This is a genomic window from Roseibaca calidilacus (genome assembly GCF_001517585.1).
Lineage (GTDB): Bacteria > Pseudomonadota > Alphaproteobacteria > Rhodobacterales > Rhodobacteraceae > Roseinatronobacter > Roseinatronobacter calidilacus.
Window position 1 is genome coordinate 1 of the sequence record NZ_FBYC01000002.1, and the last position, 15,765, is coordinate 15,765.

Annotated in this window: 15 protein-coding genes; 10 read left to right on the forward strand and 5 right to left on the reverse strand. The window is 62.3% G+C overall.

The window, feature by feature from the left end:
* From AWT76_RS02485 to AWT76_RS02510, 6 genes are all read left to right on the forward strand, one after another.
* Positions 1 to 642 (forward strand): TrbG/VirB9 family P-type conjugative transfer protein (locus tag AWT76_RS02485; RefSeq protein WP_176699314.1); only part of this gene is annotated, 642 nt, incomplete at its 5' end.
* Positions 639 to 1,961: a TraB/TrbI/VirB10 family type IV secretion system protein gene (locus AWT76_RS02490; RefSeq protein WP_072244756.1), complete on the forward strand. Its 1,323-nt coding sequence runs from the start codon at positions 639 to 641 to the stop codon at positions 1,959 to 1,961. The genes AWT76_RS02485 and AWT76_RS02490, both read left to right, overlap by 4 nt.
* Before the next feature lies 1 nt (position 1,962).
* On the forward strand, positions 1,963 to 2,997 hold the full coding sequence (locus tag AWT76_RS02495) for an ATPase, T2SS/T4P/T4SS family (protein WP_072244757.1): 1,035 nt from the start codon (positions 1,963 to 1,965) through the stop codon (positions 2,995 to 2,997).
* A gap of 17 nt (positions 2,998 to 3,014) precedes the next feature.
* Positions 3,015 to 3,434, forward strand: coding sequence for a hypothetical protein (locus AWT76_RS02500; protein ID WP_072244758.1), 420 nt, complete (start codon positions 3,015 to 3,017; stop codon positions 3,432 to 3,434).
* Complete coding sequence (locus tag AWT76_RS02505; protein WP_072244759.1) at positions 3,434 to 4,459, forward strand: TrbL/VirB6 family protein; 1,026 nt, start codon at positions 3,434 to 3,436, stop codon at positions 4,457 to 4,459. Before AWT76_RS02500 ends, AWT76_RS02505 begins: the two co-directional genes overlap by 1 nt.
* Before the next feature lie 47 nt (positions 4,460 to 4,506).
* A complete protein-coding gene (locus AWT76_RS02510) occupies positions 4,507 to 5,442 on the forward strand; it encodes a hypothetical protein (protein WP_072244760.1) in 936 nt (311 codons plus the stop codon).
* A gap of 49 nt (positions 5,443 to 5,491) precedes the next feature.
* Here AWT76_RS02510 and AWT76_RS02515 read toward each other — a convergent pair whose 3' ends face one another.
* From AWT76_RS02515 to mobC, 5 genes are all read right to left on the reverse strand, one after another.
* On the reverse strand, positions 5,492 to 6,400 hold the full coding sequence (locus AWT76_RS02515; RefSeq protein WP_072244761.1) for a reverse transcriptase family protein: 909 nt from the start codon (positions 6,398 to 6,400) through the stop codon (positions 5,492 to 5,494).
* Positions 6,397 to 6,705 (reverse strand): helix-turn-helix domain-containing protein, encoded by a 309-nt coding sequence (locus AWT76_RS02520; RefSeq protein ID WP_072244762.1) that lies wholly within the window; start codon positions 6,703 to 6,705, stop codon positions 6,397 to 6,399. The genes AWT76_RS02515 and AWT76_RS02520 overlap by 4 nt, the downstream gene beginning before the upstream one ends.
* 574 nt (positions 6,706 to 7,279) lie before the next feature.
* A complete protein-coding gene (locus AWT76_RS02525; protein WP_072244763.1) occupies positions 7,280 to 9,262 on the reverse strand; it encodes a type IV secretory system conjugative DNA transfer family protein in 1,983 nt (660 codons plus the stop codon).
* The gene (locus AWT76_RS02530) at positions 9,255 to 11,507 is read right to left on the reverse strand and encodes a relaxase/mobilization nuclease domain-containing protein (RefSeq protein WP_245638752.1); all 2,253 of its coding nucleotides are present in this window, start codon (positions 11,505 to 11,507) and stop codon (positions 9,255 to 9,257) included. Before AWT76_RS02530 ends, AWT76_RS02525 begins: the two co-directional genes overlap by 8 nt.
* 91 nt (positions 11,508 to 11,598) lie before the next feature.
* Complete coding sequence (gene mobC / locus AWT76_RS02535; RefSeq protein WP_072244765.1) at positions 11,599 to 12,183, reverse strand: plasmid mobilization relaxosome protein MobC; 585 nt, start codon at positions 12,181 to 12,183, stop codon at positions 11,599 to 11,601.
* A 562-nt stretch (positions 12,184 to 12,745) separates the two neighbouring features.
* On the opposite strand from mobC, the gene AWT76_RS02540 reads away from it, so the two are divergent.
* The 4 genes from AWT76_RS02540 to AWT76_RS02550 all read left to right on the forward strand — a co-directional run bounded on the left by AWT76_RS02540 (position 12,746) and on the right by AWT76_RS02550 (position 15,745).
* Positions 12,746 to 13,465: a ParA family protein gene (locus AWT76_RS02540; RefSeq protein ID WP_072244766.1), complete on the forward strand. Its 720-nt coding sequence runs from the start codon at positions 12,746 to 12,748 to the stop codon at positions 13,463 to 13,465.
* 10 nt (positions 13,466 to 13,475) lie between these two features.
* The gene (locus AWT76_RS02545) at positions 13,476 to 14,132 is read left to right on the forward strand and encodes a hypothetical protein (RefSeq protein WP_072244767.1); all 657 of its coding nucleotides are present in this window, start codon (positions 13,476 to 13,478) and stop codon (positions 14,130 to 14,132) included.
* Positions 14,133 to 14,283: 151 nt separating this feature from the next.
* Entirely contained in the window at positions 14,284 to 14,454 is a 171-nt protein-coding gene (locus AWT76_RS16820; protein ID WP_170119136.1) for a hypothetical protein, read from the forward strand.
* Positions 14,455 to 14,602: 148 nt separating this feature from the next.
* Positions 14,603 to 15,745, forward strand: a complete 1,143-nt coding sequence (locus tag AWT76_RS02550; protein ID WP_072244768.1) for a Fic family protein — start codon at positions 14,603 to 14,605, stop codon at positions 15,743 to 15,745.
* Positions 15,746 to 15,765 lie beyond the last annotated feature (20 nt).

Here is a 15,765-nt window from a genome sequence, read left to right on the forward strand (position 1 = left end):
GCAGCCTTTGCCGAGACCACGCCGCGCCCCGGTCCCCATGACAACCGCGTCCGGATCGCCACCTGGACCGAGGGGCAGGTCTACCGCGTCGTCACCACCCTGACCCGGGTGACCACCGTCGAGTTCGGCGAGGGCGAGACGATCCGTTCGATCATCGCGGGCGACACGGTTGGCTTCCAGTTCGACGGCGTGCCAGGCGGGCGTGCCTTCGCAATCAAACCCGCGGCCTCCGGTGTCGCCACCAACATCACCGTCTACACGAACCGCCGCTCTTACTATTTCCACGTGGTCGAGGCGCGCGAGACCCCGCATTACGTCGTGCAGTTCCGCTATCCCGAGAGCCGCGTTCAACCGGCCCGGGCCGTCGCGGCTGATGCGCCGAACGCGAACTATGCCGTCAGCGCCCGGGAGGAGTTCACACCGACCGCCATCTGGGATGATGGCACCTTCACCTACTTCCGCTTCGCGCGGAACGCGCCCGTCCCGGCGATCTTCCGCTATGCCAATGGCGGCGAGCGGGCGGTGAATAGCACCGCGATCGAGGACGGCGTCATCCGCGTCTCGGGCGTGAACCGGCAATGGGTGCTGCGCCTCGGCGAAGACGAGGTCTGTGTTCAGGATATGGGTGGACCCACATCATGAGCCAGGACACCGAAGACCTTGCCGCGCGCCTTGCAGCCCTTGAGGCGACGGGCGACAAGAAGCGGGCGGTCACACGTCCATCTCCGCTAACGGCGGTTCTTGGCGTGGCCGGGATTGTGGCCGTGGGGGGGCTTGCCTGGGCGGCCTTGCAGCCGTCGCCCGAGGCGCCCCTTCCGACCGCAGCTCCCGAAGAATTCCAGACCGCGGGGTCGGGCTTCGGCGACCTCGCACCCATGCCCGTGGTCGAGTCTGCACCGCCGCCGGCCGAGACCGGCCCCTCCGCGTCGGAACTGGCGCTGATGGAAAGCCTCGCGACGCTGCGCGCGGAACTCGAAGACCTGCGCGCGCGGCCCGTCGAGGCATCTGACAGCGGCGCGGAGCAGGCCATCGCCGATCTCACGGCACAGATCGCGGCACTGCAGACCGCCTCGACCGAGGCGCAGCGCGCGCTTGAGCGGCAGTTGACCGAACGCGACCGCGAGCTTGACCAGCTGCGCATGGACCTCGAAGTCGCGCGGCTGACGCCCCCTGCACCCACCGACCTCGGTCCGAACGAAGAGGAGCTGCGGCTTGCCGAACTCGAGCGCCGCCGCATCGCGGAGGCCGAGGCGCGGGCCGAACGCATCGCATCGCCCATGATCGCGTTTTCCGGGATGGGGGCGGGGAGCGACCGGGAGAACAGCATAGAGGCCGCGCGCCTTAATGAGGACGAAGCCTTCGTCCGCGCAGGCGCACGGCCCGCCCCGGTGACGCGGGCCGAAGTGATCGTGAACCCCGGCAACAACGTCGTGCAAGGCACGATGATCCAGGCCGTGACCGAGACGGCGCTCGACAGCACGCTGCCCGGCGCGATCCGGGCCATCGTCTCCGAGGACGTCCATTCCTTCGACGGTACCCGCGTCCTGATCCCGCGCGGTGCACGTCTTGTGGGGCGCTATCGCTCCGATGTGGCGCTCGCGCAATCCCGGGTCATGGTGGCCTGGGACCGTATCATCCTGCCCGACAACCAGACAGTCGAGATCAGCGCCTTTGGTGGCGACGAGCTCGGCCGCACCGGCACAACAGGATTTGTCGATACGCGCTTCGCGCAGCGCTTCGGTTCGGCCGCGCTGATCTCGCTGATCGGGGCGTTGCCCGCGGCGGCCGCCGGACAGATCGAGGATGAGGCAGCGGCCGACATCGCGAGCGACGTCGGCACGGACCTGCGCGACAGCACCCAGAGCGTCATGCAGGACTATCTGGCGATCCGGCCCGTGATCCATGTCGATCAGGGCACGCGGATCACGGTCATGGTCGACCGCGACCTGGAGATCTTCTGACATGGCGGCGAGCTATCTCGAAGCCTCACTGGATCGCCTCGGCGCGCCCGTGCAACGGGACGACACGATCGAGATCTGCATCAACCCCGACGGGCAGGTCTGGGGCGAGTTCCAGGGCGATCATTTCATGCGAGGCCTCGGCAACCCGCTTACCCAGACTGAGATCAAGGATCTCGGCAACCAGATCGCCTCGGCCGCCTCGACGACGCTCAGCACCAAGAAGCCCATCGTCTCGGTCTCGATCCTCTATCGGGATCGTCCGATCCGGGCGCAGGTGATCCAGCCTCCCGCCGTTGAAGGCGGGTTTTCCATATCGCTGCGGTTCTTCTCCACCTTGCCGCTGGAGGCGATCAAGCTCGGGTTTCTTTATGGCAAGGAGCGCAGCCTTGAGGGCCTGCGCTTTGAGCGAAACGCTGCGCTGCGCGATGTCGTGGCCTCCGGCGACATTGATGCCGCCCTGCGCTTCTGCGTCGAGAACAAGCTCAACATGATCGTCTCGGGTGGTACGTCGACCGGCAAGACCGTCGCGGCGCGCAAGATCCTCTCGCTGATCCCGCCCGAAGAGCGGATCATCACCATCGAGGAGGCGGCGGAGCTGCGCCCCGAACAGCCAAACGCCGTAACCCTGATTGCCGACCGCGACACCGAGGCCCGCAGCGCCAATGTGCTTTTGGCCTCGACCCTGCGCATGCGGCCCGACCGCATCGTACTGGGGGAGGTCCGGGGGCGGGAGGCAATGACCTTTCTTGAGGCGATCAACACAGGCCACGGCGGCTCGCTCACCACGCTGCATGCCGAGACCCCACAGCTGGCCGTCCGCCGGCTCGCCATCGCAGCCCTCAAGACTGACGTACCCATGACCTATGCCGACATGGTCGACTACATTGAAGGCTCCATCGACGTGGTCATCCAGGCCGGTCGCCATGACGGCGCCCGCGGCATCACCGAGTTCTTCCTGCCGGGGCAGGCAAGACATCCAGACCAGAACACGGGTCCAGCCGGGGGCGCCGAGCGCCCCACGGTCGCGGCCAAATGAACCGAAAGGAAACCCCCATGCGCCAGACCATCCTCGCCGCAGCTGTCACCCTGCTGGCCGCACCACTCGCGGCCCAGACCTCGCCTCAGGTCACGAACGATCTCACCGTGACCATCACGCCCCAGCAGTACCGGATCTGCAACGACCGGCCCGCTCGCCCGACCTGGATGGACGAGGTCCACCCGCGCGAGGCCTATAAGGCGCTGACGCTGATGCGGCTTTACGAGCTGCGGTCATGGGAGGCGATCCAGGAAACCGGCGATTGCGGCTGTGATGTGCGCTTCCCGTCATGGGATGCAGCCTCGGCCGAGTACGAGGAACGGTTCGCGACAAGCACCCAAGCGGAGCACACTCAGGCCCAATTGGCCCTTCGGAACGAGCAGAACCAGATCGCCCGGGACGTCCAGGATATCTGCGAAACCCAAGGCAACTGGTAATGAGCATCGTCAGCTGGATGGTTGGAACCGCTGACGGTTTCCTTGCCGATGCCGCCGAGTCCCAGTTCGGGGCGGTGGCAAGCAATACCGGCACGATCGTCCTGCTGATGGTCACGCTCTCGCTGATCGGCGTCTGCATCAACATGGCCTTCCAGTTCCGCAGCATGGATGGGGCCAGCTTCTTCTGGTACCTGATCAAGCTGATGTTGATAGGGCTCTTCGCATTCAACTGGGCCAACTTCAACGCGGTCGCCAATGCCGTGATCGGCGGGCTCGACCACGTCGCCGGGGCCCTGATCTCCTCGGTTGGCGGCGGCGGGGCAGGGGCCACCTACTTCGCGGGCGAATTCGACCGGCTGATCACCGAGTTCAGCCAATACCTGAACGCGATAGGCAACAACCTGAACTGGATGACCGGCGCGATCCTCGGCGGGATCGGCCTTGTCATGTTGAGCCTGCTTGGTTTCATGACCGGCATCGTCCTCATCTTCGCCAAGATGATGCTCACCCTGATGCTCGGCCTTGCGCCGATCATGATCGCGCTGTCGCTCTTCGATGCGACCAAGGATTTCTTCCACAGATGGGTCTCGACGACGATCAGCTACGCCTTCTACCCCATCGTCATCGCCGCCATGTTCTCGACCGTGGTCGGTATGGCGAATTCGCTGCTGGCCCAGCTCGGTGACCCGAACTCGGCCACTAACATCGGCTCGCTGGTCCCGTTCTTCGTGATGGTGTTCCTAGCCAAGGGCTTCGTTGCGGCAACACCACTGATTGTGCGGGGGATCTCGGGGAACCTGATGGTGGCTGCGGCACCCGCTGTGGTCGCGGGATCGACCGGGATCATGCGGGGGATATTCAATACCGACGGCGTCAAGGGCAGGGCGCGGATCGGTGCGCTCACGACAGGTGAAGTGATCGGACGAGGGGCCGTTCAGGCCCCCGCGGCCGTGCGGAGCGCCGCGGCAACGGCAAGCGCGCAGGTGGTACGGATGGCCGAGAGGGCGAAGCGGCTGGGTCCGTGACCACGGCGACAATGCTGACGAAATCGAGATGAATTCGGAGGGAACACATGACCGATAAGCAGAAGGTCACCATGGCTTCGGTCATACTCAGGCGGTTTGGCTTTACCAACCTCGAAGCAGCCCAGTTCTGGGGGGTGCGCGAAGAAACGGTGGCCAAGTGGGCAACGGGCGAAACCGATATGCCGACGACCATGCAGCTCACAGCGCTTGAGCAAATCAATGCCTGGCAAAGCTATTGTCGGCAGATGGCAGGTGTTTATCACGATATCTTCCAGGAAGCGCCTGAAGCATACATCGGCGTTTTGAGCGCGAACGACGCGGCCGCATATGGAGTTCCTGAAAGTGATGGTTTCATCTCGAACACCATCGCCAGCATCTGCGCATACTTGGGACCGAAGAACCACAGCTTGGTGCTCGTCACGCCAGAAGAGGCGACGCGGGAGGACACATTAACCCGCATGCGGGAATGTGCTTTTCTTTGGGCAATCAACTTTGTCGATCTATTCGATATGGATACGGGGCTCAGCCTGACAGAGCTGGCGATGACCGATTTCCTAGTCTCTCGTCTTCGCCGCGATCTCAGCGATCCTGTCGCGGCGATGCTGTCAACAGATGGCACAACGTATGATCGGCGCTGGACCATCCACTTCATCAACACCCATGATTTCGTGGCTGATTTCACCAGTGAGGATGACGAGGGCGAGGAGCGCCACGAGTATTTCGAGGTTTCATTCACGCCACTCTTGCTGGATTCTCCCTTCGATTTTTACAACGATGATCAAGCAAGGGTGCGCCTTGTTGTGGACAATGGCACGACGATGGATGTGGGCCTTGCCGCCGGCGATGCTGAAGCTGATTTCGTGGCGATGAACTCAGCAGTTGCAGATATGCTCAATGAAGTATTCGGGACACCCGCGAAGATGAAGGCAGCGTTTGAGAAGCAACGTGCTGTCGAGAAATCCGAACGCGACATGCTGCACTGACATGCATAATGCATTTTTCACGAATTAGCCGATGGCTGCTAAGTTGGCTCTATCGATCGTAGCACTGAAGGGCGTCCCGCTGCGCTGCGACCATTTCTGCCTTGCTTCTCCATGATGGATCAACTTGGCTGGCTTCAAACAGACGTCCAGTCAGCCGCCTTGCGATCATCAGCTTCTCGCGACCATTTGGCAGGGCATCAAAGACTGCGAAGTCTTCCGCAATTCCCTTCTGCCGCTTATTTGGAAGCTTCATGCCTTCTTTGGTGACGGCGACGCCGGTGATGATCCTAGGTTGGCCGGGGCGGAACACCTTGGTCTTGTGACCGTGCAACCTATAGGATGAAAAGATCTTCCTTGCTGCATACAGAAGGCCCCTGGTCGCACCTATGCCTGTAAATACCACGTCATCCACATAGACGGTCATGACACAGCCCTTGCTTGCCGCCAGCTTAGCCAAGGCGTCGAACATGTCCTCGTAGGCAAAGTAGGAAAGGATCGGGCTGGAGCTGCTGCCAGTCGGGAGGTGACCATCAACTGTGAGCAACTTGGTCAGAATGCCTGCTACGTCCCCCGAGCAAAGCATTCGATCCAGGAAAAAGTGGTGGACCGCCTGTGATCGGACGGACGGGTAAAACTTCCGGACATCGATCTTCACACAGCCCGCATCCACAGAATGCCCGCTTGCGTTGGTGATGTAGGATCTCCCCCTGATTGCAGAATGCAGGTAATCTGGGGTCTCAATTTTGGCCAGAAGCAAGGCTACGCGCTTGTGTACCTTGTCCAGCTTCGGCTTGGGTTCCTGGATCGGCCGACCAGTTTTCTTGTCGGTCCATCTCTTGTAATTGTCCGTTGCTGCGCAAAGCTCGTTCAACTCATCGAGCGTTACCCGCAACCGGTCCGCCAGCATTTGGGGACTGGTGGTCTTGTAAAAAATGGACTGGTTGCGGGGGTAGCTCATCGCTCAGACCCTCTGTAATCCGAAATTGTAGCCACCCAGTCCAGCATCTTCACTGCTTTGTCGGCGACGAACACCCTTACATTTTCGGCCTTCCCCGCCCCTTCCACCTTCTCGGCGAACAAAAGCAAGGAGGACATGGGAATGTCGAAGGCGTCGGAATACTTCTGCAGTGTGGCCATTGAGACGTTCTTGTCGCCCTTCTCGATTTCAGACACGTAGGATTTTGAAAGGCCCAAGCGCTCAGCGGCGTCGACCTGTGACAGGTCATGATAGACCCTCACAAGCCGCAGGGCTTTGTTCAGCATTTTCTCCCTCCAAACAATGAACACCTAGGAGCCGTCGAGGAAAAACCGCGCCAGTTTCACGATGGCTTTAACCATCCAAAACGCGGCCAAGAGTATCGACCTGTTCCGAAGAACACGCCGATACCAACGACGGACCCGTTGCCCGGTGTTCAGGGGCTTCTTGGGATCAGTTGTTCCCATTTCAGCATCCTCCTGGGCATCACCACCGGACCACCCGATGGCTGTGCGCCGACCCCAAGAGGCAAAGTGGGCAAACGGTAACCCCCAGGTATCCCCGTGCCGCAACGTGCGCTGCGGCCTTAAGTCGGAAGTCGTCGCCGATCGCATCTCTCGCTCGCGATCGCCGCTGCCCCCAAAGTGGGTAGAGACCGAAGCCTCCTCGACTGGCGAACCAGTCAGCCTGTGGCGCTATCCATCGCCTGAACACTGTAGCCTAGATAGCAGATTCGGTCGCCAATGCAAGAACAAAGTTCGCCTGTAGCGATTTCAGTCCGCCATCACCATCACCAATCCACCAGATATTGTGTTTTCCTCTGTTTTTGCTGAGGTGCTCCATGAAAGTTCCAAGACCATTTCAAGCATGCTCCGCAATGATCCCTCGCGTTGTCTGAACTGCCGCTGCCAGTTCGACACTGTCAGACGCCCGAAGACCGAGCCCGGCCAGATCGAAGGAAAGATGATCTGACCTTGCGCTACCCGCAGCGGCCCGTGCGGCCCTCCCTCGCGCCCGGCCCGACGGCGCAGGCTTTGAATCGAGTGGCTCTTGCGAGGGAGAGTGAGCCGATTTGGGCAGCGCAGCTGCCTCAGAGCCCTGCGCCCCAGCAGCAGCCCGCACCTCCCGCAGTTCCTGCTTCAGCTTCTCCACCGTCTCCCGCGTCTCGGTCATCTGCCGATCGCGCCGCAGGCCGTCTTCATCTGGGTATGGGAAACTCCCCGCCTGACCGGCATGCAGCACCCTGAGCAACGGGTCCTCGAAATACTTGATCCGCCTTGCGCGGATCGGCATCTGCGCGTCGATGACGAGGATCACCTCGTCGAGGTCCATGCGGCGTGCCTGATCCTCGGTCAGGAGCGGCGTGTCCTCTGTCCGCTCGGAGACGCTGCGCCCCTCGAAAGGGTTACGCCCGACCGCGCGTGACCGGGTGATCACGCGCTTGGTGGTCTTGCCCACAGCCTGGCTCAGCTCCTCGATGGTCTTCTGCTCGGACGGGGTGAGGTAGAGCTTCACGCCCGCGCCGCCCTGCAGCGACCGGCGGGTGTTCTCGCCATAGATCTCGTCCAGCGCCGGGATGGTCTGGGTGACGATGGCGAGGTTGCCGCCAAAGGAGCGCAGCGTCTTGATGCTTTCGGCGACGATCGGCATTTTCCCAAGGCGATCGAACTCGTCGAGCATGATCATCACCGGCCAAGGCTCGTCATCGCCCGGCTCCTGCGCCTGCAGCGAGGCGATCAGGTCCGAGAAGAACAGCCGGATCAGCGGGGCGAGGGGGCGGATCATCTCGGACTCGACCACGAGATAGATCGCGTGGGGGCGACGCCGGATGTCCCGGAAGGAGAAATCCGAGGTCGCGGTGGCCGCGTCGATCGCACGGTTGTCCCAGGTGTCGAGACCCGAGGTCATCAAGAGCGACAGGTAGGAGGTCAGGGTGTCATTGTTGGTCGATGCCATGCGCTCGAAGATCAGCTTGGCCGACTTGTTCTTCACCTCCTGCGCGCGCTTGAGGTATTCCTTCTGCTTGTCGCCGCCCGAAGCGGTGATGCGGTAGATCTCGCCGATGGTCGGCACGCCGCGCTCGAAGGCCAGAAGGCCGGCCGCCACGAACAGATCGATGCCCCCGGCCAGAAGCCCGCTCAGCTTTTCGTTGTCGGTCTGCAGGAAGAGCTTTGCGGTCAGCTTCAGCTCCATCTGCTGCCGGTCGGGATTGGTCATGGCCGCGATGCGCGCCAGCGGATTGTAGCGGTGCGTCGGCCGGTCCCAGTCTGTTGGCGCGAACCGGAACACCTTGTCGCCCATGCTGGCGCGGAAGCGCGAGGTCTCGCGGAAGTTCTCGCCCTTCACGTCGAGCACCACGGCCGAGCCTTTGTAGGTGAGCAGGTTCGGGATTACGAAACCCACCCCCTTGCCCCGGCCCGTCGGCGCCACGATCAGCGCATGCGGGAAGGTTTTCGACACGAGGAAGGGGCGCTTCGATTTCGGAGAGCCAAGCTTGCCGAGAAGGAAGCCGCCGCCCGGCTTGGCGAAGAAGCCGTTGCGCTTCATCTCGTTCCGGGTCTGCCAATGGGTCGTGCCGAAGCGCGTTAGGGCGTCGCCGAGAAGCGTGACGCTCAGCATCAGCGCGGCGATGCCAAAGCCCGCGAGGATCAGGTTCACCCAGAGGAAGTCCCGGGGGGCGCTTGTTCCAAGGGCGCGATACTCGCGCGCAAGCAGGGTGACGTCGAAGGCGTCCGTCCTAAGCCCGTAGCGGATGGTCAGGTAGCCGGTGGCCACGACATAGCCGATGGCGAGGCCAACCAGCGTCAGGCTGAGGATCCCGCCCGCGATCTTGCCTTTATCCATGGGTGATCCCCTTTTCGCCATGGGCTGCGGCGTGACGCGCGCGCTGTGCCTCGATCTGTTCCTCAGCCAAGGCATCCAGAACCCGCTCCATGGCCGGGCCGTGGGCAGTCACCTCACTGCTTTCCAGATAGGCCTTCGCAAGCTCCAGCTGCCGCAGCGGATGTTCGGTGAACTTGTCCAACACATCAGCATGGCCCGCGCGCAGGGCGGTAACCGCATCTGGCGTGAGGTTTCTGTCGATCTGCTCGATCAGGCGCTGCCCGACTCCTTCGGGGAGAGATGTGCCCTCCTCGGCTTCAGCCCGCCGCAGGAACGTCGCCACGTCTGGGGCGGTCTCGGCCATGAAGCGCCGCTCGGCATAGTCTTGCCGCGCTTGGTCCTCGATATCGAAGCTACGCTCACTGATATAGGCGCGCGATGCCCCGGCGGCGCGCAGCCGGTTGATCTCATCCTGCACCGCCGTCCCAAATTCTTCATCGGGCATCTCCGCGCGGTAGCGCGCGAGGGTGCGGTCATCTTCGGTGATCGGACCGAGATGTTGCGTAGGATCGCGCAGTGCCAGGTCCATGTCGCCCGCGTGGAGCCTGCGATCCTTCTGCTCGACGGCGAACTCCTGCGGCTTGCGGCTGTCGGTGATCTTGTCCCAAGCCATCGAGGCCAATTCGGCGTGATCGGGCGATCGCTGTGCATAGGCGTTGAAGGCGGCGCGGGCTTCTTCCACTTCGACAGCACCGGCCCTGCGCACGGAAGGGTCGTCTGAGAACGGGTAGGTGAAATCTGTCCGTCGGAACTGGGCGACCAGCTGCTGGAAGTCCTGCCGCTCGGACGGGGCGAAGGCGTCCGGTCCCGCGTCGTCGAGATCGCGGCCCAGTGGCGTCAGACGTTCGGCGAGCGAGACCTCGGCATCCTCCGCCTCATCGACATCGTCGACCGCCCGCAAGATGCGGGCATCGGTCAGTGTATCGCCCAGGCGGACGTGAACGGCTTCCAGCCGGTCCAGCGCTTCCTCGCGATCCTCGCCCTTCTCTAGATCGAGGTCGCCCGCCGTGGCGATGGCGCGCAGATCCTGCGCCAGCCACTGCCGTTCGAGGGCTGCATTGCCGGCACCCTCGCGCATGCGGGCGGCTACGGCCTCGGGGTCGATCCCCGTGCCCTGCAGCGCCTGCGTAAGCCGTGCCTTCACATCCCCGTCGTCGAGACGCATCATCTGGTCCTCGCGCATACTCGCCCGCGCGTAGACCCCATCGCGGGACGGCGCATCAAGCAGCGCGGCCGAGCGATCTCCCAGCGGATTGAGATGCGCGACCGAGGCCAGGACATCGGTAAGCTTTCGCTCGATTTCCGGCCGCTCGGCTGCGGGCGCCCGGTCGATCGCCGCTTCGATCTGACGGATGTTTTGAGAGAACTCGGTGATCAGCGTGTCGAACGCTGTTTCGTCTTGGGACATGTAGATGGCTCCGTCAGATTGGACCTGACCGCCACTGGCAAGGATGGTGCTGGCCCGCTCGAGGGCCTCGGCCACGTCATCGAAGTTCGACCGGGACGCCTCGGCAGCCAGACCCCGATAGGTCAGCGCGTTGCACGCCACCGTCTCCAGGGCGGCGGCCAGGTCGGCCCCGGTGCGCTGACGCTCGACCGGCGGCCGGCCCTCGTCACGGGCCTTGTAGACCTCATCAATCTCGGCGCGGTAGGTCGTGACCCCCCGGTCAAGACGCCGTGTCGCTTCGAGCCGGATCCCGTGGACCTGCGCCGCCTCGACCATCGCCACCCGGAAGGCGTCGTAGTTGAAGTGGTGATCCTTCCCGAGAAAGAACATTTCGCCATCCTTGCTGCGGCGGTTCAGAACGATATGCGCATGTGGATGCGCGCGATCTTGGTGTATTGCAGCAATATAGTCGAATTGCGACCCCTCACCTTGAAAGAACTTCTCGCAGACGGATTCCGTAATCGCGCGCACCTCCTCACCGCTGGTGCCAACGGGAAATGCCATCAGCAGATGCGAGGTATGGCCGAGCTTGGGGCTGTGCCGCTCGCCCCACTGGTTCTCAAAGCGGCGCACGACCCGGTCGATCTCGGCCTCGGACAGGGTCTTCTTGCCATCATGTGTGCCACGACTGTCGAGGATGTGGCTCGACTTGGTGGTAAGATACGTCAGCTGGGCCTTGAGCTGCGCGCCGGTGTGGCACCCACCCTTCGAGATCGGCTTGAATATGGCCGGGGAATAGCCACGCGCCGCGCGCACCATCTGCGCGTTCCTGGCGAGTCCCTGCCAGCTGCCGGAGACCCGGCTCCAGTCGCGATCGAAGAGGGCGGGCCCGACACCGTGGGCAAGGCGCTTACCCACGCTTTAGCCGATCCGGGACGAGCGGGGCCCATGCCTTTGTGACCTTGAGCGCCAGATCGGCACGACGCTTCAAGAGAAGCGCCTGCAAGCGATCAGTCAGATCGAGGATCAGCCCTGCGAATTCGCGAATATGCCCGTGGCTTTCCGCAGTGTAGGACAAAGGCTGGCCCTTTAGCCTGGCTTCGTTCAGCCGCCGTGCCACCTGATTGATGTTGTTGCCGATACGGCTGATGTCGGCCGCCCGAGCAGAAAGGGCCTCAGTCAACGCGTGATCGGGTTCCAGGATTTCATCAGCAGCCAACACCAAATGGCGCAAGGCATCTGTGCGACTGGTGATGCCATGACGGGCAAGTGCGGCATCAAACGCGGCCAACTCACGTCGGCTGACCCGCAGACCAATGACGATCGGCCGGCTGCCATTCGCGTTTTGTCGGTCCAGAGCGTGGTTCACGGCATTGTAGATCGTCTTCAGGCTGACCCCATACCGCTGGGCCAGATCAGCAGCGACGACGCCCTGCGCACGCTCTTTGGCGATGCTCAGACGGTCTGTTTCGGTCAGTCTTCGGCCGCGTGACATTTTGAAGTTAACGTTCCTATTTCTTGCCACCTTCGTACAAGCCGGCCTTCTCCCAGCACAAGCGGAGAAGGCATTAAGGGCTTGTACTCAATGTAGAAAATCGGCCCCTGGGGCCGATTTGACGTCCTTTGTCAAATGCAGCGCGCAACGCGCTCAATGTAACGCGTTCCGCGTTCCCTGCACCGTGCATCACGTCTTATGCACGGTGTCGTTTGCGCTCTGCAGCGCGTCTTCGGGCAAGTGGTGCCGTGTCGATTGCAACACGCATCGCGTCTCGCGCTTCATGCACGGCGTCGCGTGCACCCCGCGTCGCGTTCCGCGCTTTACGTCTTTTGGAGATTGCCGAATGCAGCAAGTCTTCTGGCAAAAGCATCGCGCAACCTGGATCGCGGCGTCTGTCCCCTGCGCCCCGCTGTCTGGTCGCTGCAAAACGCGTAACGGCGAATGCATCCTGCCCACCGCATCATGCATCCCGCCTTCCGCTTGACGCCGATGCACCAAGAGGTTAGCAACATTATTACATCTTTGTAGCGTTTCACTATTTTTGCAAAAGGTCTGCGCCATGCCTAACGACAATCTCGTGGTCATCGCCGCGATGGCCCGGAAAGGGGGGAGTGGTAAAACCACGCTCTCGCGCGCCCTGATCAGCGCTGCCGTGGCTGCCGGGCGACGGGTTCTGCTGATCGACACTGATAGCACCGGAGTGCTTGGCGCCTGGCACGAACGAGCTGAAGCGGCGGGTCTCGGGTCGCCTCTGCTGCGGTCAATCTCGGTCGAGAGTGTAGGGGCCGTCGATCGCAAAATCGAGCAGGTCTATGATGCGGACTCGGCGGATTTCGTCTTCATCGACACGGCAGGCGTCGGCGCGGAATGGTCGGACGGGATCGCCGTTCTCGCCGATCACATCGTGACACCGGTCATGCTCTCTACCTCGGATCTCGATGTCGGCGCGCAGACGGCCGACTGGTTCGAAAGGTTGCGCGCGCGCGTCGATGACCCGGCGAGCTTGCCGCGCCACCATGTCGTTCTAAACATGGTTGACCCGAAAGCCACGCGCGCGGATGCCGGCTTGATCGAAGTGGCGATCGCCCGGTTTCCGGTGATCGAGACGGTGATGATGCGCCGCAACGTCTACAAGGAGATGGACGAGAAAGGCCTACTCCATGCCATCGCGCTGCAAAAGCAGGCCGACCCAAACCCACTCATGCGCCCGCATGTCCGTCATGTCGTCGCGGCCCTTGAGGAGGCCACCGACATCCTCAACAACATCCTGGCCGCGTGAGGGCAGGGCGTTGAGAAAGAAGATTCCAACCATCACCCGGCCCGACCCAGCCTATGCCGCGTCCCTTCGGCCGGAGGGGGAGAAAGACCCGGGAAGGGAAGAGGGGGACCGGGAAGAGACCGTCCTGATGCCGATGAGCATGACGGCAGACGTGGCGGATGAAGATCAAGCGCCGGCGCCAAGCAGGCCTTCCGTGCCTTCGCCGCAAGCAAGCCCGGAGACAGCGGCCGAGATCATAACAGCGCCCACGGCGTCGCAGCCTAGGGTCCGACGCATTCCGGCCACCCGCAAGATCGATATCCGGGTGAACGCGCTGGAACGGCAGGAAGAAGCCCTCATCGACTGCGGCGTCGACCCCGCTCATGTCATCCGGGCAGCTCTGCGCCGTGCCGTGAAGACCTGGCAGCTCGGGCCAGAGTTCGTCCCACCTTCCGAAGAGCAGAGAACGCGGATCACCGAATGGCGCGCGCGGACATCTCTGGCCGTCGATGCCAATGCGCTGACTTCCATCCTGCACGCCCATGACCCCCTCGATGTGCTCAGCAAGTGGGCCTTGATCCGCGGCCAGATCGAACCGCGTGTCTGGGCGGAGATCGACATTCTCCTGGATGAGATTGCCGTTCGCGCCGCAGCGCAGAATAGAGAAAATGATACGTCAACAACCTGACTATAAAGACAACTTGTCCTTTTGTCGGTGGGTTTTTGCCGAAGCTACCGCCCACACCTTGCAGTTGCAGAAACCTGTCGTTAACACCGCCGACAAGAAATTTTTGACCTCCCTTTAACCAGTTATGAGGTCCAGATAGCAGGAGCGCGTCATGACCCCAAAACCCCGCCTCACCGGCGAACCGATCATGCGTATCCTCTGCAAGAAGACCGACAATCTGGTGGGTTTCCTCTACCAATGGAACAATGGCGATCTGCAGCCCGCGTGGCTGGACGATGCTTTGGCCGACGTCCGCTACGAACCAATAAGCGACGCCGCCTGACCTCTGTCCAATCGGATACAGTACGGCTGATCCGGGCCGTTACATGGAGATGTGTCCAACCTTTGGACTCGTTGGTGGTGCATAGAACCCACTTCCATAAATCATCTATTTGCTACACAGTGAGTTATAGAAAGGGATTCTATAGCTCATGCGCTGGAACTGGACACAACCCGACTGGCCGAACTTCCGCTATGACCGCGCTGCGATCGAGCCACTCGAACGGCGCTTTCTGCTGTCCTCAGGCGAAATCCTTGGTGCGGTCCGCCATGTGACGGGCGAGGAGCGCGACCGGCTGCGCATCGAGCTTCTGAGTGAGGAGGCGATGCGGACGAGTGCTATCGAGGGCGAGGTTCTGGACCGGTCGAGTGTCCAGTCCTCGTTGCGGCGGCAGTTCGGACTGACCACGGAGGGCGTACCCTCCAGGCCCCGCGAGCAGGGCATCGCCGAAATGATGGTCGATGTCTATTCGAACCACGCGGCCCCTCTGACACACGACACGCTCTCTCACTGGCACGGTATGCTCCTGTCCCATGACCGCGGCCTCGAGACGATCGGTGCATACCGTCGGCATGACGACGCCATGCAGATCGTCTCCGGCCGCATTGACCGACCGACGGTGCATTTCGAAGCGCCGCCATCGGCGCAAGTCCAAGGTGAAATGGACGTCTTCGTCGACTGGTTCAACCGCACGGCGCCAGAGGGATCCACGCCATTGCCCGCGCTAACGCGTGCGGCACTTGGGCATCTGTGGTTCGAAAGCGTCCATCCATTCGAGGACGGCAATGGCCGCTTGGGCCGCGCTCTGGCTGAAAAGTCCCTTGCGCAGAATATCGGCCAGCCGAGCCTGATCGCACTGGCCTATACGATCGAACGCGACCGCAAGGGGTACTACGACCAGCTCGAAGCCCACCAGAAGACGCTGGATGTGACCGCGTGGCTTTTGTGGTTTGGCAAGACGGTATTGAACGCGCAGCAGGTCACACTTGCGCGGGTTGCCTTCTTCATCGCCAAGGCGAAGTTCTACGACCAGTTCCGCGATCGGCTGAACGACCGGCAGGCCAAGGTGATCGAGCGCATGTTCCGAGAGGGGCCCGAGGGATTCAAGGGCGGGCTCAGCGCCGAGAATTACATCGCCATCACCGGCACATCGCGCGCGACCACGACCCGGGATCTTCAGGACCTGGTCGAGATGGGCGCGCTGAACCGGACCGGGGAGCGGCGGCATACGCGGTATTGGCTGATGTTCGAATCCGAACGAAACAAACCCAGTGATCAGCCGCCCGTAAAATAGATCTGCATGCCAAGAGCCAG

Excerpts from the sequence above, each read along its gene's own strand:
- AWT76_RS02490 (WP_072244756.1), top strand. The coding sequence starts at position 639 with ATGAGCCAGGACACCGAAGACCTTGCCGCGCGCCTTGCAGCCCTTGAG.
- AWT76_RS02495 (WP_072244757.1), top strand. The coding sequence starts at position 1,963 with ATGGCGGCGAGCTATCTCGAAGCCTCACTGGATCGCCTCGGCGCGCCC.
- AWT76_RS02500 (WP_072244758.1), top strand. The coding sequence starts at position 3,015 with ATGCGCCAGACCATCCTCGCCGCAGCTGTCACCCTGCTGGCCGCACCA.
- AWT76_RS02505 (WP_072244759.1), top strand. The coding sequence starts at position 3,434 with ATGAGCATCGTCAGCTGGATGGTTGGAACCGCTGACGGTTTCCTTGCC.
- AWT76_RS02510 (WP_072244760.1), top strand. The coding sequence starts at position 4,507 with ATGACCGATAAGCAGAAGGTCACCATGGCTTCGGTCATACTCAGGCGG.
- AWT76_RS02515 (WP_072244761.1), bottom strand. The coding sequence starts at position 6,400 with ATGAGCTACCCCCGCAACCAGTCCATTTTTTACAAGACCACCAGTCCC.
- AWT76_RS02520 (WP_072244762.1), bottom strand. The coding sequence starts at position 6,705 with ATGCTGAACAAAGCCCTGCGGCTTGTGAGGGTCTATCATGACCTGTCA.
- AWT76_RS02525 (WP_072244763.1), bottom strand. The coding sequence starts at position 9,262 with ATGGATAAAGGCAAGATCGCGGGCGGGATCCTCAGCCTGACGCTGGTT.
- AWT76_RS02530 (WP_245638752.1), bottom strand. The coding sequence starts at position 11,507 with ATGGTGCGCGCGGCGCGTGGCTATTCCCCGGCCATATTCAAGCCGATC.
- mobC (WP_072244765.1), bottom strand. The coding sequence starts at position 12,183 with ATGTCACGCGGCCGAAGACTGACCGAAACAGACCGTCTGAGCATCGCC.
- AWT76_RS02540 (WP_072244766.1), top strand. The coding sequence starts at position 12,746 with ATGCCTAACGACAATCTCGTGGTCATCGCCGCGATGGCCCGGAAAGGG.
- AWT76_RS16820 (WP_170119136.1), top strand. The coding sequence starts at position 14,284 with ATGACCCCAAAACCCCGCCTCACCGGCGAACCGATCATGCGTATCCTC.
- AWT76_RS02550 (WP_072244768.1), top strand. The coding sequence starts at position 14,603 with ATGCGCTGGAACTGGACACAACCCGACTGGCCGAACTTCCGCTATGAC.